At 62.9% G+C, this 21,821-nt stretch carries 23 protein-coding genes; 17 read left to right on the top strand and 6 right to left on the bottom strand.

The window, feature by feature from the left end; translation table 11 throughout:
• The first annotated feature begins 82 nt into the window (after positions 1-82).
• A complete protein-coding gene (locus EPJ54_RS09155; protein WP_239590838.1) occupies positions 83-757 on the top strand; it encodes a 4'-phosphopantetheinyl transferase family protein in 675 nt (224 codons plus the stop codon).
• On the opposite strand, the gene EPJ54_RS09150 is transcribed toward EPJ54_RS09155, so the two are convergent.
• Positions 694-1,938 carry an alpha/beta hydrolase gene (locus tag EPJ54_RS09150; RefSeq protein ID WP_135211412.1) on the bottom strand — a complete coding sequence of 415 codons (1,245 nt, stop codon included), beginning with the start codon at positions 1,936-1,938 and terminating at the stop codon, positions 694-696. The genes EPJ54_RS09155 and EPJ54_RS09150 overlap by 64 nt on opposite strands.
• The gene (locus EPJ54_RS09145) at positions 1,935-2,225 is read right to left on the bottom strand and encodes an AMP-binding protein (RefSeq protein WP_167755659.1); all 291 of its coding nucleotides are present in this window, start codon (positions 2,223-2,225) and stop codon (positions 1,935-1,937) included. The genes EPJ54_RS09150 and EPJ54_RS09145 overlap by 4 nt, the downstream gene beginning before the upstream one ends.
• Before the next feature lie 429 nt (positions 2,226-2,654).
• On the opposite strand from EPJ54_RS09145, the gene EPJ54_RS09140 reads away from it, so the two are divergent.
• Positions 2,655-3,971: a nucleotide sugar dehydrogenase gene (locus EPJ54_RS09140; protein WP_135211410.1), complete on the top strand. Its 1,317-nt coding sequence runs from the start codon at positions 2,655-2,657 to the stop codon at positions 3,969-3,971.
• A gap of 22 nt (positions 3,972-3,993) precedes the next feature.
• Positions 3,994-5,244, top strand: a complete 1,251-nt coding sequence (locus EPJ54_RS09135) for a glycoside hydrolase family 5 protein (RefSeq protein ID WP_135211409.1) — start codon at positions 3,994-3,996, stop codon at positions 5,242-5,244.
• Here the strand turns inward: EPJ54_RS09135 and EPJ54_RS09130 are convergent.
• From EPJ54_RS09130 to EPJ54_RS09120, 3 genes are read right to left on the bottom strand one after another with little or no spacing between them, the layout of a single operon-like run.
• Positions 5,241-7,175: a heparinase II/III family protein gene (locus tag EPJ54_RS09130; protein WP_135211408.1), complete on the bottom strand. Its 1,935-nt coding sequence runs from the start codon at positions 7,173-7,175 to the stop codon at positions 5,241-5,243. The two genes, EPJ54_RS09135 and EPJ54_RS09130, sit on opposite strands and share 4 nt — an antisense overlap.
• Positions 7,172-8,455: an AMP-binding protein gene (locus EPJ54_RS09125; RefSeq protein WP_135211407.1), complete on the bottom strand. Its 1,284-nt coding sequence runs from the start codon at positions 8,453-8,455 to the stop codon at positions 7,172-7,174. The genes EPJ54_RS09130 and EPJ54_RS09125 overlap by 4 nt, the downstream gene beginning before the upstream one ends.
• Positions 8,456-8,459: 4 nt before the next feature.
• On the bottom strand, positions 8,460-9,275 hold the full coding sequence (locus EPJ54_RS09120; RefSeq protein ID WP_135211406.1) for a hypothetical protein: 816 nt from the start codon (positions 9,273-9,275) through the stop codon (positions 8,460-8,462).
• Positions 9,276-9,376: 101 nt separating this feature from the next.
• Between EPJ54_RS09120 and EPJ54_RS19825 the strand changes: the two genes are divergently transcribed.
• Complete coding sequence (locus tag EPJ54_RS19825; protein WP_167755658.1) at positions 9,377-9,544, top strand: hypothetical protein; 168 nt, start codon at positions 9,377-9,379, stop codon at positions 9,542-9,544.
• Here EPJ54_RS19825 and EPJ54_RS09115 read toward each other — a convergent pair.
• Positions 9,524-10,897: an O-antigen ligase family protein gene (locus tag EPJ54_RS09115; RefSeq protein ID WP_135211405.1), complete on the bottom strand. Its 1,374-nt coding sequence runs from the start codon at positions 10,895-10,897 to the stop codon at positions 9,524-9,526. The two genes, EPJ54_RS19825 and EPJ54_RS09115, sit on opposite strands and share 21 nt — an antisense overlap.
• Before the next feature lie 159 nt (positions 10,898-11,056).
• Here EPJ54_RS09115 and EPJ54_RS09110 point away from each other — a divergent pair, with 159 nt between their 5' ends.
• From EPJ54_RS09110 to EPJ54_RS09050, 13 genes are all read left to right on the top strand, one after another.
• Positions 11,057-11,620 (top strand): polysaccharide biosynthesis/export family protein, encoded by a 564-nt coding sequence (locus EPJ54_RS09110; protein WP_135211404.1) that lies wholly within the window; start codon positions 11,057-11,059, stop codon positions 11,618-11,620.
• 72 nt (positions 11,621-11,692) lie between these two features.
• The gene (locus EPJ54_RS09105) at positions 11,693-12,196 is read left to right on the top strand and encodes a hypothetical protein (protein ID WP_135211403.1); all 504 of its coding nucleotides are present in this window, start codon (positions 11,693-11,695) and stop codon (positions 12,194-12,196) included.
• 255 nt (positions 12,197-12,451) lie between these two features.
• Positions 12,452-14,611, top strand: a complete 2,160-nt coding sequence (locus EPJ54_RS09100) for a GumC family protein (protein WP_135211402.1) — start codon at positions 12,452-12,454, stop codon at positions 14,609-14,611.
• A gap of 261 nt (positions 14,612-14,872) precedes the next feature.
• On the top strand, positions 14,873-15,637 hold the full coding sequence (locus EPJ54_RS09095; RefSeq protein ID WP_167755657.1) for a sugar transferase: 765 nt from the start codon (positions 14,873-14,875) through the stop codon (positions 15,635-15,637).
• Between the two features lie 43 nt (positions 15,638-15,680).
• A complete protein-coding gene (locus EPJ54_RS09090) occupies positions 15,681-16,454 on the top strand; it encodes a metallophosphoesterase (protein WP_135211400.1) in 774 nt (257 codons plus the stop codon).
• 84 nt (positions 16,455-16,538) lie between these two features.
• Entirely contained in the window at positions 16,539-16,844 is a 306-nt protein-coding gene (locus EPJ54_RS09085) for an aa3-type cytochrome c oxidase subunit IV (RefSeq protein WP_167755656.1), read from the top strand.
• Positions 16,845-16,848: 4 nt separating this feature from the next.
• Positions 16,849-17,985 (top strand): Re/Si-specific NAD(P)(+) transhydrogenase subunit alpha, encoded by a 1,137-nt coding sequence (locus EPJ54_RS09080; protein ID WP_135211398.1) that lies wholly within the window; start codon positions 16,849-16,851, stop codon positions 17,983-17,985.
• On the top strand, positions 17,982-18,332 hold the full coding sequence (locus tag EPJ54_RS09075; protein WP_135211397.1) for a nuclear transport factor 2 family protein: 351 nt from the start codon (positions 17,982-17,984) through the stop codon (positions 18,330-18,332). The genes EPJ54_RS09080 and EPJ54_RS09075 overlap by 4 nt, the downstream gene beginning before the upstream one ends.
• A gap of 24 nt (positions 18,333-18,356) precedes the next feature.
• Entirely contained in the window at positions 18,357-18,710 is a 354-nt protein-coding gene (locus EPJ54_RS09070; RefSeq protein ID WP_135211396.1) for a hypothetical protein, read from the top strand.
• A 2-nt stretch (positions 18,711-18,712) separates the two neighbouring features.
• A complete protein-coding gene (locus EPJ54_RS09065; protein ID WP_135211395.1) occupies positions 18,713-19,015 on the top strand; it encodes a proton-translocating transhydrogenase family protein in 303 nt (100 codons plus the stop codon).
• The gene (locus tag EPJ54_RS09060) at positions 19,015-19,791 is read left to right on the top strand and encodes a hypothetical protein (RefSeq protein ID WP_135211394.1); all 777 of its coding nucleotides are present in this window, start codon (positions 19,015-19,017) and stop codon (positions 19,789-19,791) included. Before EPJ54_RS09065 ends, EPJ54_RS09060 begins: the two co-directional genes overlap by 1 nt.
• Positions 19,788-20,402 carry an anti-sigma factor gene (locus EPJ54_RS09055; RefSeq protein ID WP_135211393.1) on the top strand — a complete coding sequence of 205 codons (615 nt, stop codon included), beginning with the start codon at positions 19,788-19,790 and terminating at the stop codon, positions 20,400-20,402. Before EPJ54_RS09060 ends, EPJ54_RS09055 begins: the two co-directional genes overlap by 4 nt.
• A 12-nt stretch (positions 20,403-20,414) precedes the next feature.
• Complete coding sequence (locus EPJ54_RS09050) at positions 20,415-21,818, top strand: NAD(P)(+) transhydrogenase (Re/Si-specific) subunit beta (RefSeq protein WP_135211392.1); 1,404 nt, start codon at positions 20,415-20,417, stop codon at positions 21,816-21,818.
• The last annotated feature ends 3 nt before the right edge of the window (positions 21,819-21,821 follow it).

Raw genomic sequence — 21,821 nt, 5'->3', positions numbered from 1 at the left:
GGCCGCCGCACCCTGAAGGCGCATGTGGGGCGGCTGCGCTCGCTCTTCTCCGCGGCGCAACCACGTATGAAAGGGGGCGCTGGTGGCGTCGCTGATTAAGATCTACGTCTGGCCGCTCGATCCTACGACGCCCGCGCCGGCGGCGGAGCTTGCGACCTTGTCGGAGAAGGAAACGGCCCGCATGGCGCGCTTTGTGTTCGACAAGGATCGCTTTCGCTTCGGGCAATCGCATGCGCGGATGCGTGCGCTGCTCGGCGCGCATCTCGGTGTCGGGCCGAGTGATCTGAGCTTCGGTGAAAACGCGCATGGCAAGCCGTTGCTCGCCGGCGGCCCGTTTTTCAACCTCAGCCATTCGCACAATCTTGCCGCGCTCGCGATCAGCGACGATCTCGACCTCGGGCTCGACGTGGAGCATGTGCGCGCGATCGAAGGGCCGCAGATTGCCCGACGTTTCTTCTCGCCGCAGGAATGCGCTGCGCTCAATGCCTATGCGGGGCCGGAGTATGAGAACGCGTTCTATCGCTGCTGGACGCGCAAGGAAGCATACGTGAAAGCGCAAGGCGAAGGCCTCGGCATTCCGCTGGATTCGTTTGACGTGACTATCGATGCGGATACGCCGCCGCGTTTGTTGCGTATTGATGGCGATGACGCGGCCGCGTGGCAGATGTGTGCGTTTGATCCTGCGCCGAATTATCAGGGCGCGGTGGCGTTGCGCACGGCCGAGGCGATCTCGTTTGAGGTGATCACCTCTGCGTAAGGCGGCGATGCGCGGTCCAAGAGAGATGTCCGGGCGTCGTGCAGGTAGCGATTGAAGAAGTGCAACGTGTAGTAAAGGCGGATCGCTCGCGCGCGTCCCGGTGAGAGCATGAGCCATTTGCGGGCATTGCTTTGGTCGCCGTACTCATCCGTGAACGCTTCATGCAGGGCGCCGCGCACAAGGAATGCGTAGGTGTCATCGTGCGCCGCCGCGCGCTCGGCCTCAAGCAACGCCATCTCCCGCGCGAACGCGAACTCGTGGCGGCGGCTGGAGGCGTCGCGCCGTGCGGAGGGCAGCTCGAAATCGGCGAGTAGGGTGAGATAGGGTGCGGCTGGCGGTTGCGCGGCGGCTTGGCCGAAGCGGCTGCCGTCGAGATTGACTATAGCGCGAAAGCGCGGGTCCATGGTCGCGGCTTGCGCCGCTGTCGCGCCGCCGAATGAGAAGCCCAAGAAGCCGACGCGATTGAAATCGATGCGTTCGCGCCACCTCGCCGGGATGCAGGCTTGCAGCGCGTCGAGCGCGGCGATGGCCTTTTGCGCTTCGAGCGCGACGCGGCGATCCGTGTTCGCGCGCGTTTGCGCGACGGCCTCGGCGCTGGAGAGATCAATCGTGGAGGTGCGGATACGCTCGTCTTCGGCGTTCGCGTACGGCGCATCTTTGGCAATGTCGTCGATGCTCACGACAATATAGCCGGCGCTCGCGAGTGCGGCGCGGAAGTCCGCGTTCTCCGCGCGCGCATTGCCCCAACCGGGGGCGTAGAGAATGATGCGGAGGGGTTGGGCGGGGCGAATGGGGCCGAGTTCGGGCGAAAGCGGCTCGCTAAACGCTTCGGCGCACGTGTTGGCTGAAGCAGGGCCGATGCCAGGGCGGCTGATGTCGACGCGAATGCCGCCATCAAGTTCGACGCTGCAATGCACGATCGGATCGAGCTGCATGCGCGCCGGCCCGGTGAATTCCCTGGTAACTTCGCTCAGATGCACGGCGCCGCGCCAAGCGGGCATAATGGTGAGCACTATGAGCGCGCCGAGTGCGATCGAGCTCCAGGTGTGCAGCGGCCCGGGCGGCGCCATGTGCGCGGGCGAGAGCCAGAGATAGGCAAGCGCGAGGAGCGCCAGCACAACAAGAGAGAGCGGCCAATATCGCGCGATCAGACGGCAGGCGTATCCGATCGTATCGATCAAGAGGCGCTCCCGCTAACCCGGCAAGCACCAAGGCGGCTGCCACAATGGGGCACGAGTACACCTTTCGGCTGGCCGGTGGTGCCAGGGGTGTAAATCAGAGAGGCGACGTCTTCCGGGCCCAACTGATGCGCAACGAAATCGGCGTCGCCCGCTTCGTCGTTCAGCAACAACGTGCTGGCGGCGGGGAAGCTGAACTGCAGCGTGTTCAGCGCGTCCGCCTGCGCGAAGAGCGCCTTCTGCACCGCGTCGTTCAGCATGAAGGCCAAGCGTGTTTCAGCAAGGCTCACAGCGCGCTCGTTCTTAGCGATTGACACGAAAGCACGCCGGGCGGACAGACCGCGTGGGCGCCAGTTCCTGTCGGAATTTTGGTTCGTTTTCCGTCCGGTACGTACCCGGATAGGCGTGTGCATTGCAACAAAACTCGCGCCAGACTGGACGAAATGGGACGGTAGGCAGCGACCTTCCGGGCCGATGTCACCTCTATGCAATACCTGGGCTCCCCGGAGCCCCCGATTGGGAGCAGTGGCGCCAAGCTGATCTGTATCGATTCAGCACGTTCGTTAGCGATGTTGGTGAGCGCGCCTCAACCGCGTGGGCTGGCGGACTTCTTGCATTACCCACAGAGAAATGGCCGCTGTCTCAGCGTCGCCGACAAAAAACCTTGCCTTGTCGCTGCGCACCGAGTTTGCGAGGCGGCGGGGACAATTGGAGTTTCTATGAAGGTCGCAATTATCGGCATCGGATATGTGGGCGCCGTGTCGGCCGCGTGCTTGGCGCGCGATGGCCACGAAGTAATCGCCGTCGATGTGAACCCCACCAAGGTAAAGGCGATCTTGAGCGGCCAGGCGCCAATCATCGAGCCGAACTTGCCGGAAGTGACAGCCGAAGCCGTCGCCGCGGGGCGCTTGCGCGCGACCGAAGATGTGGCGACGGCCGTCGCCGAGACGGATATGTGTCTCATCTGCGTCGGCACGCCGTCGACGCAAGCGGGCAGCCTTGAACTCAATTATGTGCTGCGCGTGGCTGAGCAGATCGGCGCGGCGCTCAAGAAGCGTAAAGGCCATTATTCGGTGGTGGTGCGCTCGACCATTCTGCCGGGCACGATGGATGGCATGGTGATCCCAGCTCTCGAAGCCGCGTCGGGCATGAAAGCCGGCAAGGGCTTCGGCATCGGCTATTATCCAGAGTTTTTGCGCGAGGGCAGCGCGATCAAGGATTACGACGATCCAGGTCTGATCGTGTTCGGCGCGCGCGATGACGCGACGTTCGAACGTCTGAGTTCATTACAAGAGAGCACAAGCGACCGTGTCCAGCGCGTGGAGATGCGCACCGCCGAAGGCATCAAGTATTTCTGCAACGCCTGGCACGCGCTGAAGATCAGCTTCGCCAACGAAGTCGGCAACATCTGCAAGGCTCACGGAGTCAACGGCGTGGAAGTTATGGAAGCTTTGGTTTCCGACACGCGCCTGAACGTGTCGAAGGCCTATATGCGGCCGGGCTTCGCCTATGGCGGTTCGTGCTTGCCGAAGGATCTACGCGCTTTGCGATATGCGGCGCGCCAGCTCAACGTGCCGACGCCGGTGCTGGATGGCACGGGGCTCGCTAATGATGTTCAGATCGACCAAGCGTTTCAGCTTGTCACGCGCGTGAAGAACGTGAACCGCCGCGTGAGTTTTCTGGGCGTGAGTTTTAAGCCGGACACGGACGATTTGCGCGAAAGCCCACACGTGGTGTTGGCGGAGCGTTTGCTCGGCAAGGGTTATGACATCGCAATTTACGATGCGAACGTACGTATGTCACGGCTGACCGGCGCGAACCTCGCCTACATTCTTGATCTTCTGCCACACATCTCGCGCATGCTGCGCGAAGATCTGGATCAGGTGCTGGCGTTCTCGGACACAATCATCGTTGGCCATTCCAAATTGCTGAAGGGCGTCGATCCCGCAAAGCTGGAAGGCAAAACGATCATCGATCTCGCGGGTCTGCCGCTGGAATGGCGTGAGCGCAAAGATTATTACGGAATTTGCTGGTAAGGCCTGCTAGACGAGTGGGACGATGACAGATGATGCGCCCTATTCCCCTTCGACGATGACGCGCCGTGGCGCCGGGCTTGGTTTGCTGGGCGTCGCCGCTGCTTGTTCGCAACCTGCGTCAGCGCAGATTGCGCGCACAAATCCGCTTGCACTGCGCCGTGGTATCGGCGTGCACCACATGCTAAATTGGGCTGAGTTCGATCGCAGCGGCTATCGCTGGCCGCCGTTCACGCGCGCCGACTATCAAAGCTCCGACGAAGAGATGGCGAACCTGCGGCGCGTCGGGTTCGACTTTGTGCGGCTGACGGTTGGGCCGGATATCTTCATGGCGAGCGAAGGCGCGCGATCTGCTGATTTGGCGCGGATTCTACGCGATCGGGTGACGCGGTTTCGTGCGGCCGGCTTGAACGTCATTGTCGATCTACATCCGACCTCTCGCAATCCGATGTACACGCCGGAGCGGCTCTGGGACGGCGCGGGCGCGTTGGTGTTTCGCCGCTATGTCGAGATCGTGGGCGAGGTGGCGGGCGTCATCGCGGATTTGGATGGGGTTGCATTCGAATTGATGAACGAGCCGCAGGCTTATGGCGTTGGCGCGGCGCATCGCTGGCAGGAGATGAGTCAGCGTCTCGTCAATAGTGCGCGCGCGCAAGCGCCGGATTTGCCGCTGATCGTATCGGGCGGCTTCGGTGGTGGTCACTTGGGCTTGGTGAATCTCCAGCCGGTGGACGATCCGCGCATCATCTATACGTTCCACTATTATGCGCCGCTCACCTTCACGCATCAGGGCGCGATCGATGATGCGAGCCACATCAGCAATCTGCCGTGGCCGGCGTCCGAGAGTTCGCTGCGCAACGAATTGCGCGCGACGACACAGCGCATCAATGCGGTACTGCCGGCCAATCAACGTGCGCGCGCGATCGAGACGGCGCGCAACGAATTGCGTGAGTATTTCGAAAACGATCACGGCGAAGCGACGATCACGCAAGCGTTTGGCAATGTGGCGCGTTGGGCCGATCAGCACGGCATTCCACGTGGCGCGATCCTACTGGGCGAGTTCGGCGTGGTGCGCTTCCATCGCCAATATCAAGGCGCACAGGAGCGGCACCGTACGCACTGGCTTCGGGCCGTGCGCGCCGAAGCGGAGCGTTTAGGCTTTGGTTGGTCGGTCTGGACCTATCGCGGCGACGGCGGCATGGCGTTGGTGGATGAAGAGGATGTGCTGAGCTTCGATCAACCCTCACTGCGCGCGTTGGGGCTGAACGCGGGCTAGAGGACTTCGATCATCGTCGTCAGCACGGCGCCGGCGTTTGCCGCTTCGCCGCGCGCGACAAGGCGTTGCGCGCTGGCGAGTTTGCCGAAGCCGGGTGAGACTTCGACAGTGTTAAGTTCGGCTTTCCCGGCGTTCGCAAGCTGCACGCTGATCCGCAGCCGTGCGCCTTTGGGCGTTGTGACGAGCGCGTGGTCGTCGAACATCTCAATTTTGGTGTCTTGATGAAACGTGTAGCCGGTCGACCAGGGTTTCGGCGCTGGGAGTGCGCCTTCGAGGCTGTCCCTGATCGTGATGCGCGCCCCGTCAACCTGCACGCTCCGCACGTGCTTCACGCCATGCGAGGCGACATAGCCGTCATGTTCGGCGCTGAAGTTCGGTGCGGGCGAACGAAGCTTGGTTTTCGCGTGCTGCGACCAATTGAAGGGGCCAGCGATGCGGCTTTGGTTTTGGCCATCGAGGCAGAGCGTATTGTGCGCAAGCGTGCTGCGGAAGCGATCGCGAGCGTGATTGCGCGTGTGGTAGAGATAGGTGCCGGCGTCTATGATCACCGGCTCGTCGCCAACGTGTAGCCACACCGCAAGCGCGTCGGCGTGGCCGTGCGCGGCGATGGAGAGGAAGCCCAGCGGGCCGTGATCGATCGCGAACATCGCGTCGCCGTGCGTGGTGGGAATGCGCCAGACGCTGTAGCCGCCGTCCGCGAAGGTGCGCCGACCTTTCGGCGCAAGGGAGGCTGGCGCGGGCGCTGACGTGAACGCATCAAACAGAGTCGGCGCTTGTGGCGGTGGCGCGCTTTCGCCGTCGCCGAGCCAGCGTGAAACCGTTGCGCAGATCGCGCCAGGGTAGAGATAATCGTGCTTCGGGCCGAGTGCTACGACGCGACCTTCATCGTCGTCGCAAATCGCCGGCGTGCGGCCGGCATCATCCATCATCCAGCGGAGATGGCGCGCGGCATCGCGGAGGCGCGTTTTGTAAGCGCTGGAACGCGCATCGCCGTTTGCTTCGCCGCACATCGCCGCCAGTGCGAACCATTCGAGCGAGTACGCGGCGTAGGTCGGCGATTGCTCAGCGCCGACACCGTCGGCGTGGAACTGCTTCAGGACTTCGCTTTCAAGTTCGTGCGCTTCGTGGGCACGACGCGATGCGCCGCGCAGCGTGGATGCGCACGTGTAGGCGATGTAGAGCGCTGCAAGCTCGGCGATGCGGTGATTGTTTGCCGACGAGAAGAGTGACGGATAGCGCGCGAGCATCCACACGTGTGCCGCCAAGAATTGGCGCAGGCGTGGCGCGAAACTTGGCGGCGCGATATCGGCGATCAACGTGTTGACGAAGAGCCCGACGATCACGCGTGTCGCGAACTCGATGCCGTTCGTCCAATTCACGCCGTCATAGGGCGGGTTGAACTCCATCCAGCCATCGAGCACGTCCGCGATCTCGGCCGCGAGCACGCGATCCTGGTCGCGATGCGCCGCGACCGCGAGCGGCATCAAGAACTGAAGGCGATTGATTTCCCAAACGAATTTGACGTCGCCGAAATCTTCCGCGTGACGATAGGCGCTCTTCGACGCGCGCTGCCCACGACCTGGCCAATGCTTGCCGGAGGCTGGATCGAGCGACCACACATCGCTGCGCCACCATTTGCTCTCCCCTGGCTTCGGCCATTGCGCGGAGAGAAAGGAGATGTCGCCGTTCAACGTCGCACGCGCATCGCGCTCGACGGCTTCGGTGAGATGCTTGGTGCAATCTTCGACGCGCAAGCCCGGAAGCGGCGCGATTGCGCCGTCGAACTTGAAGCGATCCCAATTCCAATTGGTGCGGCTGTCGGCGAATTGCTTGCCGCGCTCGATGAAGCGGTGCGCGACTTCCGGCGGCGACATACTGGCGAGGCGGCGCATGTACCATGCGAGGCGTCCGCCCTTGGATGATGTGCTCACGCAGCCGGCTTCCACTCGTGAATGACGAAGGGCTGCTTTCCTGCCGCAGATTTGCGGAACGCGTCAACGAACTCGACATCGATATCCACGATCGGTCCGATCTTGGTGCGCGCGGTCGCTAGAATCTGTGCGGCAAGCGCGTCGCAGCGATCGTGTTCCGAGCGCACGAGGATGCGCACTTTGCCGGGGCCGGTCTGCACGATCTGCAGACCTTCGATCTGATCGAATGGACGCGGAATGTGGTTGAGGCCAAGGAACACTTCGCCGCTAGGCCCATACACAACATCGCTCGCACGGCCGCTCACGCCGGCGAACGAAGCTTCGCCGCGTGCGATCGCCTCGAGATCGTCGCTGGCGCCCAGCACGATCTGGTCGCCCGTGCGATATCGCAGGAGGAATTGCGCGCGGTTGTGATAGTTCGAACCGACGATCTCAACGGCGCCGGCGGCATCGCGCTGGAGTTCGACTTTGCCGTAGCCGGCGTGGAAGAAGTACTGGCCGGGCTCTGTGGAATAGGCGAACGCCACGCGCTCGGCCTGGCCGTAATAATCGATCACTTGCGCGCCAAACACCTCCGCCAGCTTCGCGCGCGCTTGCGGCGGCAATTCTTCCGACGATGTCAGCACCAGCTTGAAGCGCAGCGGTCGCTTGGCGCGGGCGGAGAGCGTCGCGAGTGCGACCGCCATCGACGGGTAGGCGTAGAGCACGTCCGGCGCGAAGGCTTCGAGCAAGTCGGCGTAGGCCGGGAACGTCTCGTCGTCCAAATGGTGCGCGGAGAGCGTGGCGATGCGGCGATCGGCGCTGATCTTCCAGAACGGCGGCGCGCGATCTTCCGGCGGCTTGATCGTATCGGCGCGCAGCACCGCGACTTTGGCCGTTGCGAAGCTCAAGCCGGCCCTGGCAACGAGCCAATCGATCACAGCCTGTTCGAACATCACCAACGAAACCGAGCGCGCCACTTCGAGTGAAGCGCCCGAGGTGCCGGAGGTGCGGCCGCTGGAGACGGGAAGCAAAGTCTTGGCGCGATAGTGCGCGGGGTTGGCGCGGACTTCAGCCTTTGTGAGCAAGGGTGCAGCCGAAAGCGCAGCGAGATCGGCATAGGTCGGTGCGCCTCGTGCGGCGGCGACGAGGGCGGCTTCGAGTTTGCGATCTTCTTCGGCGCGGGCGTCCACGCTCAGCGTTTCATAGCGTCGCAAGAAAGCGCGCGCGGTTTGATAATAAGGTGGCGCGCGGCGGGCCAATTGTTGGATCGGTGAGATCTTTTTGATCAGCCCAAGCATGATCTCACTCGTATGGCCGGGTGTAGGGCGAGATTCCAGCCTCGTGTGCGCGGCGCAGACGTTCGGCCGATTGCCATTGCTGCACCAAGAGCACCTGGTACACGGCGTCCGCCGGCAGATAATCCATACACGCGCGCAACGCTTCCGGCGTCACCGGCACGCGCGTCAGCGCGAGCAGGCGGGGGTCTTCAGCGCCGCCGACGAGGCCGAGTTGATGGCCCATTTGCAGGCGGGCGCAATAGGTGGCGAGCGGCGCCATTTCTTGTGCGCGCCACGAATAGGCCAAGCAATCTTCGGCGTCGCAGAGGCCGTTGCGTTGGCCGGCGAGATCGTAGGCGGCAAGACGCGCCCACGGGGCAGGCTGGATCGGCGCGCGCGATAGCGTGCGTTCTGCATTGAGAACAGCGCGGTCGCGGAAGTCGGTGTTCTCAGGCATTTGTGCGGCGAGCGCAGCGTAGGTCCACGAGACGGCTTCTTGCGCGCCAGCGTGCCATCCGCCGGGGCGCGCCCAATTGCTCTCGATCGAATTGGCCGCAAGCAAAAGCGCCGACGTGCGGGCTGGGCCTTCGTCTTGTGCGAGTGCGCTGTGCGCTGCGGCGAGCGCGGTGTTTGTCGAATAGGCGGCTTCGAACACCAGGGCGCCGCCGGCGGCCATGCCTAATGCTGCAACGCAGAAGACGGCGCGCAGCACGCGGCCATAGGCTTTCGCCAGCACTGAAGCTGACATCACGCGGCGACGGCGCGGACCGGCTGGGCGTGCTTGGAGGATGTCATTTTCGTTAGATGACCCACCGGCGCTGTATTTTCGCGACGAGGTCATGGGCGACTCGTGGAACTGTTGTCGCGGTAACGAGTTGGAAACTGCATTTGGAACCGTGCTGTTAATGTTTTGCCTGAATTGTAGCGTTCGTTCTTATGATCATGACGCGCACTCAACGCTCGCCCCTTGAGGCCATTGTCCCGCCGCCAGCGGTGCAGACGCGCGAACCCGCACGCGGCGTGCCGGTATATGTGTCGGTGTTGGCGGCCATTGGCGTGAGCTTGCTCCTGTGGGCGGGCATTTTCGGCCTAATTTCGCTGATCTTTTGAGCCGTTGCGCTTAGCGGCGCCGTTCGCGAACGCACCCAAGCAGAACATGATCAATGCCGCGATCGCTGGCGTCTGCAGCCCGAAATCGACGACACCATGAATGAGCGCGAGCGTCGCTGCGGCGAAGGCGGCGCCCGCCCATTCCGAGCCAGAGCTCTTGGTGGCGGCTGAAATGCCCGCGCGCAGCATTGTGGGCGCCAGCATCAAACTCAGCAGCACAAAGCCAATGATCCCCACTTCTTCGAGGGCTTGCACATAGATGTTGTGCACAGAGCCCACGTCGCCGGCGTCGCGCCACGTGGCGATGGTGAGATAGTGGGCGTTGAGTTCGTGGAAGGTGTTCAGCCCGTGGCCGAGCAGCGGGCGTTGCAGGAAGATCTGCCAATGCATCTCAAGCAAGGTGGCCCGCACGCCGGCGTCCGCTCCGACCTGCAAGAGCCGCGAAAACAACATCTGGCCGCCGGAGACGATCAGCACGACAGCGAGGATCGCCACGGCAAAGATCGCGCCGCGTGAAAGCTGGGCGGCCCCGGCTGTGCGGCGCCAGGGCGCCCAGACGAGCACGCCAAAAATCACAAACGCCGCGGCCGTCGCCAGAATCCCGGCGCGTGATCCCGTCAGCACCAAACAAGCGAGCGTCAGCGCCAGCACCACGAAGGTGAACGGCGCGGTGAGCGGCAACAACAGCGGACGCAATTGCGCCGGCTGCGCGAGCACGTAATCGCTGGGCTTGCGCGTTGCGCGTACAAGCCGCGCCGCCAAAAGCAGTGCGAAAACGCCCAATGTTGTGGCGGCGGCGTTGGCGCTGCCGAATTGGGCTTCGAGGCGCGTATCGACGCCGGTGAGCAGCCAATAGAGCGAGAGCACGCCGAAGAGCGCCGCGAAGATGAGCACAAGCGTGGAAAGCACGCGGCGATCCTCGCGCGTGTGAATGGTGAGTGCGCCGAGCGCGAAGGCGGCCAGCGGCGCGAATAGCGCAGCGACGCCTTCAAGCGTGCGATAGGGCGAGATCGAGATGGCGCCATGGTCAAAACCGAATTGGCGCCAGAAGGGGTGCCAGTAGTCGCGGAGCGGTGCGAAGTCGTCAGTGGCGATCCAGGCTGTGGCGGTTGTGTAGGTGATGAAGCAAACGGCGGCGAGGATCGGCAGCCAGTACCGATTGACGAGCGCGATCAGCGCTTCAGCGCGTGCGTTGGCGGCGACCAGGATCAGCGCGGCCGAGAGCAGGACAGCCAACAGCGCCGCGTTCGCCGCCGATTGCGCGCCGCCCAGGCACAAGCCGGCCGTGATCAAGCCGAGCGCCACCATGGCGCCAAGCCGACCGATCACGTCATGGGACGTTCGCGCCGTCATTCAAAGCTCCAGACACATCCTTGTTGGGGTGCATGCAAGCACCTGGCCATGCGTAAGGCGTGGAAAACCGCGCTTGGCCCTCCCGGTGGCGTCGCACTTGCTTGTATAAGCCCCAGCAGCCGGCGGCTTGGGCCGTTTCGGCGCTTCAGGAGTATTGGAATGGCTCTGGATGGCACGCGTCGCCTGTTCTTGTTCGGCCTGCTTTCGGGCGGGGCCAGCGCTTGTGCTTCGACGATCCCGACAGGGGATTCCGGCGTCGAGGTCAGCGAATATCGTCTGGGTTCGGGCGACCAGCTCCGCATCACGGTGTTCGGCGAGGCTGAACTCACCGGCCAATATCTGATTAATCCGCAGGGCGAGATTGCTTTCCCGCTGATCGGCAATGTCCAAGCGCGGGACAAGACCATCGCTGAGTTGACCACCGCCATTCGTACAGCCCTCGAGCAGGGCTTCGTCCGCCAACCCAACGTCGCAGTCGAAGTGCTGACGTACCGACCGTTTTTTATCCTGGGAGAGGTACGCACGCCGGGCACTTACCCCTATTCGGCGAATTTGACGGTCTATAACGCCGTTGCGACAGCCCAAGGCTTCACCTATCGCGCCGATCGCCGTCGCGTGTTCATCAAGCATGCTTGGGAAGACCAGGAGCGGGTCTATCCGTTGACCACGACCACACCCGTGCAGCCAGGTGACACTGTTCGCATCGGCGAGCGTTTGTTCTGATTTTTTAGGCGAATTGTCTTGAGTGACTCCACCTCTAGCCTTAAGGATTTGGCAACCAATGAGGTGGGTGTCATGCGCAGGATTGCGTTTGTGGGCGTGCTTGCGACCGGCATTGCGGCTTCGGCGTGGTTTGCTGCGCAGCCTCTGGCTGATCCGCATCGCACAGCGCCGACGCAAGCCGCCAATCCCAATTTGGCGCACCCCAATGCGACCTACATGACCGAAATCGGCTCCACGCTTGAAGTGGCCATGATCCAGCCTTCGCAGGGCGAGTTGGCTGCAGCGCTTGAACATGCGTTGCTGGGCGAGGAATGCCCGAGCGAAGACGAGGCTATGGTTAAGATCATTAACGCGACCTCGGGCGTCGATCATGAGATCGCCGCGGCCGCAGTGGAGCAAGTTTCGGCGCGCGCGCACGGCTGCGCATCGATTGATGTCGCGCTTGGCCGTTCGCGCGGCGTGGCGCAACAAGCAAAGGCGCCTGAAGCGCCGCAGCCGCCCGTGAACGAACCGGCCTTCTTTGGCACGGGCGCTCCCGTCGGTGGTGAAGGCGGCCCTGGCTATCGTCAGGGCTAACCGGCGTTAGCCATCGCGGGGCGCGGTGGCGGGCGACGGCTCAAAATGGAGGAATGCCCCTAGCAGTCGCAGGCGTGCGGCTGGCGTTCGTGTCCGGGCGGAGGCGGTTGAGGCGGGATGGACGCCTGATCAGCAGAGTAACCCGGCTCGGTCCCCTGTCACGCGAGGTTGTGGCCGGGAATTTGCTTTGGAGGATGGGCCGTCGGCCAAAGCAATCGCTGTGAGGGACGTCTCGCGGCTTTCTGGGTGCATAGAATGAATTTGATAGCCATCCGCCAGCCAGTCGATGAACTGGAGACCGTTTCGGCCCCCGAGCCGAAAGGCGGCGGGCAGGGCATGTCCCTGATCAAATGGGTTCTTGCCTTCTTGGTGCGCCGTTGGATGCTGATCGGCGCCGTCGCCGGCGTCATAGCCTCGATCGCCTTTGTTGCGCAGATGATGCAGCCGCCGAAATACGCTGCCTCGTCCATCCTCCTGATCAATCCGGGCCAGGACCGCGTTCTGTCTCAGGACCAGATGGTCACCGGCAACGACATGCTGCCGGCCTCGGCCATCGTTGAATCGCACATCGAAGTGCTGACCTCGCCGATGATGATGGGGCGCTTGGTGGATTCACTCGGCTTGGCGACGCCGCCGGCTGGGACCGACACCACCACCGATCCGTTGGAAATCGCCCAGCGCCGCCAGTCCGTGATCAATTCTGTTTCGGGCGCAATTCGCGTGCAACGTCTCGGCGCGAGCTACACGGTGAGCATCACCGCCGAAACGGAGAACCCGCAATTGTCGGCCGACGTGGCCAACAGTTTGGCGGAACTTTATCTCGCCTACCAACTCGAAAGCCGTTTCCAGACGGCCGAGCGCGCCAATTCGTGGCTGTCGCAACGTCTCGCGGAATTGCGTGACGACGTGCAGCGCAAGGAAGCCGAAGCTGAACGCTATCGCGCCGATACCGGCCTGCTCTCGACGCAAGGCGTGCTGTTCACTGAACAACAAACCACAGAGATCCAAGGCAGCGTGCTGCAAGCGCGCGCCGATCTGGCCGAAAAGGAAGCGCAATACCGCCAATTGCAGCAGGTGATCCAAAGCGGCGGCAGCGTCGATTCGATCGCCGGCGTGCTGAACTCGCAAGTGATTGCGCAATTGCGCGCCCGTGAAGCGGATATCGCGCGTCGTCAGGCCGACGCGGAATCCCGTTACGGCGAGTTGCATCCGACGGTTCAAAACGTGCGCGCCGAGCGCGAGGACATCCGCAACCAGATCAATGCGGAGGCGCAGCGCGTTGCCGCCGGTATGCGCAACGAAGTTGAAATCGCGCGCGCCCGCGTCGCCACGTTGCAGGGCAATCTGGGTGACGTGCGCGGGCAACTCGCGGGCAATTCGGACTCAATGGTCCGCTTGCGCGAACTTGAGCGCGAAGCGGCGGCTGCGCGTACCGTTTATGAAAGCTTCCTGCAGCGTTTCCACGAGATCAGCGATCAAGGGAACATTCGTACGACGACGACGCAGCTTGTGTCGGCGGCGACGATCCCAACACGTAAAAGCTCGCCGAGCCTGCGTTTGGCGCTGCTCGTTTCGATCGCCGCTGGCTTGGCTCTCGGCTTGGCGGTGGGTGTGCTTGCTGAAGCGCTCGATGAAGGCTTCCGCACCGCCGACGAAGTGGAACAGAAGCTCGGCGTCGCCGTACTCTCATCCGTGCCGAAATTGCGCCGCAAGGATTTGGCCTCGTTGCCGGAGAGTGCGCAGCATCCCGCGGGCTATCTCGTTGAACGCCAGATGTCGGCGTTCACCGAGAGCCTGCGTGTGGCGCGTACGTCGATCGTGTACGGGAACACCAACACGAAGAACCAAGTTGTCGCGGTCACGTCGGCGTTGCCGAACGAAGGCAAGACCACCGTCGCGCTTTGCTTGGCTCGGGCTTCAGCTTTGTCGCAACAAAAAGTTCTCATCATCGATTGCGATTTGCGTCGCCGCTCGCTGAAGGAAGTGCTGCATTTCGAGCCGCAAGACGGTCTGCTTCAGGTCCTCAATGGTGAGGCGGACTGGCGCAATGTCGTGTTCCTCGACGAGCCGAGCGGCATGCACGTTCTGCCGCTGCGCGAGTCACGCTTCATTCCGGACGACGTGTTTGGTTCCGGCGAGTTCGCCAATTTGCTCGCGGAATTGCGTAACCATTACGATCTGATCTTGCTGGATTGCGCACCGGTGCTGGCGGTCGCGGAAACGCGCGTTATCGCCTCCCTTGCGGATTCAACCGTGATCGTCGCACGTTGGGAAAAGACGCCGGTGCATGCAATCCGCGCGACGCTGCAGCAATTGTCGACGACGCGCGACAACGTGCTGGGCATGATCTTGAACAACGTCGACACGCGCGTGCCGGGCTACGCTTATCACATGGGTTCGTACTACGAAGCGTGACGCGAAAATGTCGCGCTTGATCCACAGTTTTCGGAGCGCTGGCGCGCGCAGAATACGCGCGTCTCTGCTATCGAAAGGCACGAAACCAAGACCGCGCTTCAAAGCTGTGGCGGATTTAGCGAGCCGCACGAAAATAGCGAAAAACAGGCCTCCAAACACAATTGTTGGCTTGCATTACGTGCAAAGATTTCGTTGTGGTAATGCAAATCCGCTCGGCGTGTCTCAGAAGCGATGACAAGTCTGCTGCGGTGGGGAATTCGGATGCTGGATCAAGTGAGCGCAGGCGTGGGGACGCCCAGTCGGCAGCGGAGTGCTGTTCGCGCGACCGCCGAGACTGTCAACGAAACTGACACGTTGGCGAGCGCGGTCATCATCGAAACCGATCCGGAGCTCTGGCGTCGCCGCTCGCGTCTGGCGCGCACGGAACCCGTCGGTGGCGCGCTGAAGCGGGCGTTCGATATCTGCGCCGCAGGTGTAGGGATCATTATCCTCGCGCCGCTGCTGGCCGCTATTTGGTTGGTGGTGCGCATGGAGCGCAACGGCGCGGACGCCGTATTTAAGCAGCAGCGCGGCGGCTTCGACGGCAGGCCGTTTCAAATTTACAAGTTCCGCACGATGATTTGCGCCGAGAACGGCAAGGATGTGAAGCAAGTCCAAGCTGGCGATGACCGGATCACGCCGCTTGGTCGTTTCCTGCGCCGTATGAGCTGGGACGAGCTGCCGCAACTCTTCAACGTGCTTAAGGGCGATATGTCGATCGTCGGTCCGCGCCCGCACGCGTTGGAGCACGATCGTTCGTTTGCCGAAATCGACGCCACGTACCCGCAGCGCTTCGCCGCCCGACCCGGCATCACCGGCTTGGCGCAAGTGTCCGGCTGCCGTGGCCCGACGGAGACGGTCGATAAGGTTATCGCCCGCACTGGCTTCGACGTTGAGTACACGCGAACCTGGTCGCTCTGGGCTGACTTGAAAATCCTTGGCCGCACCGCGCTGCTCGTGGTGAAGCGCGACCCGGGCGCGATCTGACCTCAGCGTTTGTCAGTGCCCCGGTCCTTGCATAAGCACAGGCATGGGCTTTTTCGGGTTATTCGAGCGCGCCAAACCCGCGCTCTTCCCTGACGGACGGGTGGGCTTCGCCGTGGGCGACATCCACGGCCGCGCCGATTTGCTCGCCAAATTACTCAATCTGTTCGAGGCGCGCGCCGAGCAGGAGGTGCGCGAGGGCGGGGCGCCGGTCCTGGTGTTCCTGGGCGATTACGTGGACCGCGGCCCGGACAGCGCCCGCGTGCTCGACCTGCTGATCAGCCGCCGGCCCCATACCTATGAACGCCACTTTCTGCTTGGCAATCACGAACGGGCGATGCTCGGCTTTTTGGAGTCGCCGCTTTCTCATCGCGGCTGGCTGGTGCATGGCGGTACGGACACGCTCCAATCCTACGGCATCGCCCCGCCATCCCCGATGCACGCCACGGCCGACGAGTGTGAGGCCGCCGCCGCCGCATTAAAGGCGGCGCTCCCGCCTGAACATCTCAGCTTTCTGCAAGGGCTTGAGCGCTATGCCGAATTTGGCGGCTACGCGTTCGTCCATGCTGGGGTGAGGGCCGGCCGATCGTTGGCCAAGCAAAAGGACGGCGACCTGCTCTGGATCCGCGAGCGCTTCCTCAACAGCAAGCGCCGCTTTTCGCATCGCGTCGTGCATGGGCACACGCCGGCCGATGCGCCATTCGCGGACGAACGCCGTGTCGGAATTGATACCGGGGCCTACGCCACCGGCGTCCTGACCGCCGCGCGGTTCGAGGGCGAGGCCGTTGAATTCCTTTCCGTGACCGATCGGTCGCGCTGATTTGCGCAGGGGACGGGGCTATTGTGACCGCCTGCGGCGCGGTTTACACCCGCCGGTCAAAGGTTCTGCGAGGAGATGTTGGAAATGGCGGCAGGCGGCCACGCGCGCGGTGAGATGGACATCCACGACCAGCGCGACACGTTTCATGGCTTTTTGGTCGCGTCCATTTGGGGCTGCGGCCTTATCGCCCAATCGGTAGCGCTGCTGACGCTAGCGTTCGCCATCAACATGGGTTGGTGGCCGGGCTTGTTTGCATTCGTCGGCATCGGCGTCGCGCTTGGCCTCTTCTTCCGCATGTCTGGTGTCTATTGGGCCGTACAGATCGCGCTCTTTGTGCTCCTCGGCGTTGGCGGTCTTATTGTTCCGGCGCTTGCCGGTTTGATGGGTTGATCCGTTGAAGATCGCCTTTCTCAAGGAAAGCGCGGCCGGAGAAACGCGCGTCGCAGCCACGCCGGAAACGGTGAAGAAGATCGTAGGCCTCGGCCACAGCGTCACGGTGCAAACCGGCGCCGGTGTCGCCGCCAGCGCGCCGGACGATCAGTTCAAAGCCGCAGGCGCGGAAATCGTCGCCGATGGCGGAATCGGCAGCGCCGACCTTGTCGTGAAAGTGCGACGTCCGACCGATGCCGAAATCGGCGCTATGAAGGCGGGCGCGGGTTTCGTCTCGCTGCTTGAGCCTTACGGCGATCGCGGCGTGGTTGAAGCTTTGGCGAAAGCCAAGATCGATGCGCTGGCGATGGAATTCATTCCGCGCATCAGCCGCGCGCAATCGATGGACGCGCTAAGTTCGCAAGCAAACCTTGCCGGCTATCGCGCCATGATCGAGGCCGCCGCACTCTACGGTCGCGCCATGCCGATGATGATGACCGCCGCCGGCACGGTAGCTGCGGCGAAGACGTTCATCATGGGCGTTGGCGTTGCTGGTTTGCAGGCGATCGCAACGGCGCGCCGTTTGGGCGGCGTTGTCAGCGCGACGGACGTGCGTCCGGCGACGAAAGAACAGGTCGCTTCGCTCGGCGCGAAATTCGTCGCGGTCGAAGATGAAGAATTCAAGCAGGCCGAAACCGCCGCGGGCTACGCGAAAGCAATGAGCGCGGAATATCAGGCCAAGCAGGCTGAACTCGTCGCACAGCACATCGCCAAGCAGGACATCGTCATCACCACGGCTTTGATCCCTGGTCGCCCGGCGCCGGTGCTCGTCACCGAGGCGATGGCGAAATCCATGCGTCCGGGTTCGGTGATCATCGATCTCGCGGTGGCGCAAGGCGGCAATTGCCCGCTCTCGAAGCCAGACGAACTGGTCGAAGTGAACGGTGTGAAGATCATGGGCTTCACCAATCTGCCGGCGCGTCTGCCGGCGGATTCCTCGGCGCTTTACGCCAAGAACTTCCTCGCGCTTCTGCCGCTGCTCGCGGACAAAGAGAGCAAGACGTTCGCCCCGGCGTGGGACGACGAGATCATCAAAGGCGCGATGCTGTCGAAGGGCGGCGCGCTCGTTCATCCGCACTTTGCGCCAGCGAGCGCGGCATGAATGATTCCGAGTTCGCGGAGCGGTACTACGCTGCTTGGAACGCGCGCGATCTCGAAGCGATCCTCGCGCTCTATGCGGACGACATCGAATTCTCGTCGCCGTACATCGCAGCGCTTGGTTTTTCGCCGGACGGCGTGGTGCACGGCAAGCCAATGTTGCGTGCGTATTTCGAACGCGCGCTGGATCGGGCGCCGGCACTGACCTTCACGCCGGAAGCGCTGATGATTGGCGCGCGCGGACACACGCTCATCTATCGCAACCACCGCGGAGAACGCGCGGCGGAAACCCACGAAATGGATTTGCTCGGCTTGGTCATCCGCGCCGACGCCACCTACGAGACTGCATAACAACAAAGAGCAGGAGGAAGCGCCATGGCCGGAAACGGACGCAAGCTCGCTTCAGCGGCCTTGTTGGGCGCTTTGGTGTTCGCGAGCCCCGTCAAAGCGCAGGATGGCGCGGCGAGCTTCGCGCAGGATTTGACGAATTGCGCGGGGGCCGTCGCCGCACACGCGGGCATTGACGTGCTTGCTTATCCGCGCGGCGCAAGCGGCGAATGGGCCGATGTGTTGGGCGGCATCATCGAGGCGATGAATCGAGAAGAGGGCGTGCAAGGCATGACGGGCCGCTATGCGGCGAGTGCTGCGCGCGCCTATTGGGCTGAACAACCGCGCGAAGCGCGGGAGGCTGCGGCGAACACGTGTCGCGCGCGGTTTGGGAGAGGGTAAGCATGGTCGATCCATTCGTTTTCTATCTGGCCATTTTCGTGCTGGCGATTTTCGTTGGTTATTACGTCGTGTGGTCGGTGACGCCGGCGCTGCACACGCCGCTGATGGCCGTCACCAACGCGATTTCGTCGGTGATCATTGTCGGCGCGCTGATCGCCGCTGCCGCAAGCGCGCAAGCGGACGGCGGCTGGATCGCCAAAGGCGCCGGCGGCCTCGCGGCAGCGCTTGCCGCGGTGAACATCTTCGGCGGCTTCCTTGTCACCCAGCGCATGCTGGCGATGTACAAGAAGAAGGAAAAAAAGTGATGCGCCGATCGGCGCTCGCACGACCTCTCGCTATCGCGTCGACGCTTTGCGCCGTCGTGACGGCGTTGCTCGTGGCGTTCGCGCCGACAATGGCGAGTGCGCAGCGCGTGCTGACGCGCGAAGCGGGCTCGGTGGGTATGAGCTACGCACCCTGGGATGGCGCAATTGAACCACGCATCGTGCGGCCCGGTGATGAGACCTGGGTTGAGACGCTGATCATCCATGACGCCGTGCGGCTGGAGAGGGACGTGCCGGCGCGTGTGCGGCCAAGTGCGCTTGCAGCGCAAGCGGGAACGGTGCTGTACGGCTATCAATTGCTGCGCGGTGCGGCCTATTGCGTGCCGTTTGACCTATCCAACGACCACGTGCGTGCGGTCCAATGCTTCCGCGACTTCAACGACGACGGCATTTTTGACGGCGCCTATGTCGCTGAATCTTATAATCGGGACGCGCGCGCGTTTCCGCGGCACGTCTATGCGCTCATCGGTCAGCGCGGCGCAATCAACTACACGCGCCTGAATGTAAACGAGGCGCCCAGCTTTCCGGCGCGCGTGGTGTTCGTGCGCATGAGCGGTGACACGCCTAGGCTGCGGCTGGAAACGGACCGCGATATCGGCACGCTCGAACAAGACTGCGAAATCATCGAGCCCGAAGTCTGCAATTGGGCGGGTGCGGTGTTCCGCTTCAAGCCGCAGGCAAACGGCGTCGTCGAAATTCAACGGCTGCACGCTAACCCCGATCGCGCATTCTCGATCACCATGAGAGATGCGCGATGACCTCCGCTGATTGGCGCGCCCTGCTTGAAGCGTATCTCGACGGACGCCTGTCCGCCGAGGCCTTCATGCGTCGCTTTATCGACGCGTGGCGCGCCAGCGATGGCCGTGTCCCCGGCGCGATTGCCGGGATGCAGGCGACGGTCGAGGCGTTTGAAGCGGAAGTCGCCGATGTGCGTGAGGAGGGCATCGTCAACGAAGACGAGCTCCGACAAGCCGTGCAGCGTGCGCTTTACAATCTCGCTGACGAGCCAAGCGTCACGCCGCAGACCTTCGATCGCACGCGGGCGCGCGAAGAGATGCGGCGGATGCAGATCCAGGTGCGTGGCTGCGCCGGGATTGGCTGCCTGATCGCGCTCGTGTGGGTGGCGCTGTGTATTCTGCAGATCACCTTCGTGAGCGATTGGATTCAGCACAGCTTCGGCTGGAGCGCGTGGCCTTCGGCGGTCGTCGGCTTCTTCCTCGCTTTCGTGCCGATCGTCGGCAATTTGCTGGCGTTCCTCGCCGCAACCGAATTACGCGACTGGCCGACATGGCTGGCCGCTGTGGTTTTCTTCGCCGCACCTGCGGCGACTTTAATTTCGGGCTGGTCGCGCTGGCGGCGTCCTGGATGACATGGGGCTGAAATGAACGCTGATCTCGCCGCACTCCTGTATCTCGTTTCCGGGGTGCTTTTCATTCTCGCGCTGCGTGGGCTTTCGAGCCCCGAGACGAGCCGTCAGGGCAACAATTTCGGCATGCTCGGCATGGCGATCGCCGTCGTCACGACGCTGCTCTTGGTCGATCTCGATACGACGACGATGCTGATCATCGGCGGCGCCATTGTGATTGGCGGCGGCATCGGCGCTTTGATCGCGCGCTCGATCAAGATGACGGAGATGCCGCAACTCGTGGCGGCGTTCCACTCGCTCGTGGGCCTGGCGGCCGTCGCGGTGGCCGCGGCGGCTTTCTATGCGCCGGACAGCTTCCACATCGCCACGGCGGACGGCGGCATCAAAATGAGTTCGCTCATCGAGCTCGCGCTCGGCACCGCGATCGGCGCCATCACCTTCACCGGTTCGGTTATCGCGTTCGCGAAGCTCAACGGCAATATGAGCGGCGCGCCGATCATGCTGCCCGCGCGCCATCTGATCAACATCGCCATTGCCATCGCCATCGTCGCGCTGGTGGTTCTGACGATTCAGGATGGGGGCCGCACCGAATGGCACTATTGGGCCATCGTTGGCCTCTCCCTGCTGATTGGTGTGCTGCTCATCATCCCGATCGGCGGCGCCGACATGCCTGTCGTCGTCTCGATGCTTAATTCGTATTCTGGTTGGGCGGCTGCAGCGCTTGGCTTCACGTTGGAGAACGTGGCGCTCATCATCACCGGCGCTCTGGTCGGTTCATCGGGCGCCATCCTCAGCTACATCATGTGCAAAGGCATGAACCGCAGCTTCATCAGCGTCATCCTCGGCGGCTTCGGCACGGCCGATGGCGGCGCTGCGGCGGGACACGTTGAAACGCGCCCGGTGAAACAGGGCAGCGCCGACGATGCGGCTTTCATCATGAAGAACGCATCCAAGGTGATCATCGTGCCGGGTTACGGCATGGCGGTGGCGCAAGCGCAGCACAGCGTGCGCGAATTGGCCGATATGCTGAAGAAGGAAGGCGTGGAGGTGAAATACGCCATTCACCCGGTCGCCGGCCGCATGCCGGGCCACATGAACGTGCTCTTGGCCGAAGCCAACGTGCCGTACGATGAAGTGTTCGAACTCGAAGACATCAACAACGAGTTCAGCCAAGCCGACGTCGCTTACGTGATCGGCGCCAACGACGTGACCAATCCGTCGGCGAAAACCGATCCGCAATCGCCGATTTTCGGCATGCCGATCCTCGACGTGGAAAAGGCCAAGACCGTGCTCTTCATCAAGCGCGGCATGGGCTCAGGCTATGCCGGCGTCGAAAACGAACTCTTCTTCCGCGACAACACGATGATGCTGTTCGGCGACGCAAAGAAGATGACGGACGAGATCGTGAAGGGGCTCTAGGGA

Source organism: Vitreimonas flagellata (assembly GCF_004634425.1).
Classification (GTDB): Bacteria; Pseudomonadota; Alphaproteobacteria; order Caulobacterales; family Aquidulcibacteraceae; genus Vitreimonas; species Vitreimonas flagellata.
Note: the sequence above shows the minus strand (reverse complement) of the source record. Positions and strands in the feature narration are given on the sequence as shown.